The sequence below is a fragment of the Caldimonas sp. genome, assembly GCF_046289365.1.
Classification (GTDB): domain Bacteria; phylum Pseudomonadota; class Gammaproteobacteria; order Burkholderiales; family Burkholderiaceae_C; genus Caldimonas.
In genome coordinates this window covers 1-2,379 of record NZ_JBKBVU010000311.1, presented here as the reverse complement: position 1 = coordinate 2,379, position 2,379 = coordinate 1, and the positions used below count along the sequence as shown (strand labels likewise).

2 protein-coding genes are annotated in these 2,379 nt (G+C 67.1%); both read left to right on the top strand.

The window, feature by feature from the left end; translation table 11 throughout:
• Positions 1–1,352 (top strand): chemotaxis protein CheW (locus tag ACK42S_RS17440; protein WP_409710583.1); only part of this gene is annotated, 1,352 nt, incomplete at its 5' end.
• Between the two features lie 53 nt (positions 1,353–1,405).
• On the top strand, positions 1,406–2,379 hold a 974-nt coding region (locus ACK42S_RS17435; protein ID WP_409710580.1), incomplete at its 3' end, for a HAMP domain-containing protein.

Sequence of the window (2,379 nt, the reverse complement as noted above, 5' to 3'; positions counted from 1 at the left end):
GATACGGATTCTTCGACGACGCGCCTGGGGCGCCGCAGCCGCGCGCGGCTGCGGCCGATCCTGGCTACGGCTTCTTCGAAAACGCACCGGGCGCCCCTTCGGCCAACCCAACGCCGGCAACGGCCAAACCCGCGGCAAGCCCGCGCCAGCCCGCCGCACGCAGCGAAGGACGCGCCAGCGCCTCGCTGGATGCGTCCACCATCCGCGTCTCGGTCGAAAAAGTCGATCAGCTCATCAACCTCGTGGGCGAACTGGTCATCACCCAGGCCATGCTGGCGCAAACCAGCCGCGGTCTGGACCCGGTGCTGCACCAGCAAATGCTGGCCGGCTTGACCGATTTGGACCGCAACACGCGCGACCTGCAAGAAGCCGTGATGTCGATCCGCATGATCCCCATGTCCACGGTGTTCAGCCGCTTCCCTCGCATGCTTCGGGATCTGGCCAACAAACTGGGCAAGAAAGTCGAGCTGGTCACCCACGGTGAAGCCACCGAACTGGACAAAGGGTTGGTCGAAAAAATCACCGATCCACTGACACACCTGGTGCGCAACTCCTGCGATCACGGCATCGAATTGCCCGCCGAGCGCGTGGCTGCCGGCAAGCCGGAGACCGGAACGATCACGCTGTCGGCCTCGCACCAGGGTGGCTCCATCGTCATCGAAGTGCGCGATGACGGTCGCGGCCTCAATCGAGAAAAGCTTTTGAAGAAGGCCCGCGAGCGTGGCATCCATGCCCCTGACACGCTCACCGACCAGGAAGTGTGGAACCTCATCTTCGAGCCAGGCTTTTCCACCGCCGAGCAGGTCACCGACGTGTCCGGCCGCGGCGTGGGCATGGACGTGGTCAAGAAGAACATCGCCTCGCTCAACGGCACCGTCGAGATCGACTCCGCCGAGGGCTACGGCATGCGTGTCTCGGTGCGCCTGCCGCTCACGCTGGCCATCATGGACGGCATGAGCGTTGGGGTGGGCGATGAGTGCTACATCCTGCCGCTGTCGTCGGTGGTCGAAAGCTTCCAAGTCGAGCCGGGCATGATCAAGACTGTGGGCACCAGCGGCCGGGTGGTCGAAGTGCGCTCCGAATACATGCCCGTCATCGAACTGGAGCAGGTCTTCCAGGTTCCGCGCTTCGACTTCGAGCATGTGAGCTCCATCATGGTGGTGGTCGAGGCCGAAGGCGGACGCGTGGCGCTGATGGTCGATGAGCTGCTGGGCCAACAGCAGGTGGTGGTGAAAAACCTCGAAGCCAACTACCGCAAAGTGCCCGACGTCTCCGGCGCCACCATCCTGGGCGACGGGCGTGTGGCCCTCATCCTCGACGTGGGCAGCCTGGTGCGGCGCTCGCGCCACTGACGCGCCCGCCCCCCGCGCCCCCCTCGGGGCTCCCTCACGTTGACGCACTCCCCATGAAGATCGGAACCAAGCTGTGGTGCGCCACGGCCCTCATCGCCACCTGCCAGCTTGGTCTCGTGGCGGTCTCGGGCGTGCGCTCGGCCTCGTCCACGCAGTTCTTCGAAACCCACCAGGCGGCCCATGAAGCCAAGCTCGACGCGGCCATGCAGTGGCAAGCGCAACGCGAGGCCTTTGCGGCCCGCCTGCAGGCCCTGGCGCTCGCACCGGCTGAAGCCCCCCAGGCCAAGGACCTCCAGGCCGCCATCGGTGCGAGCCACCGTGACATCGAGGCCCTGGCCGCCCGGCTCGATGCCGCCACGCTGTCGGCGCAGGAGCGGGCAGCCCTGCAGCAGGCCCGCGAACACCATGCACAACTGGCCCGCCTGAGCGAGCGCGTCGTCCAGCTGCGCACCGGCGGCGATGCCACGGCCCTGGACGGCCTGCTGGGTGGCGAGATCGCGGCGTCGGCCGTCCGCAACCACGACATCCACCAGGCCCTGCTCACGGCCATCGCCTCCTCGGCCGCCCAGTTCAAGGCTGAGTTCAAGGCGCAGCGCCAGGCCACGATCGCAATGGCCGGTATTGCCGCCCTGCTGGTGTTGAGCCTGCTGGCCGCCGGCACGTGGTGGCTGGTACGCTCCATCCGCGATCCGCTGCACCGTGCAATTTCCGCTGCGCGCAACATCGCGCAAGGCGACCTGGCCACCCCCGTGCACAGCGGCCGTGCCGATGAGATCGGCCAGATGATGCAAGCCCTCGCACAGATGCAGCAAGCGCTGCGCGACACCGTGACTCAGGTGCGCCTGTCCACCGACAGCATCGCCACGGCCAGCGCCGAGATTGCACAAGGCAACCAGGACCTGAGCAGCCGCACCGAGCAGGCCGCCAGCAGCCTGCAGCAAACCGCCTCGTCCATGGAGCAAATCGCCGGCACCGTCAAACACTCCGCCGACGCCGCCCGCCAGGCCAACCAGCTCGCCGCAGGAGC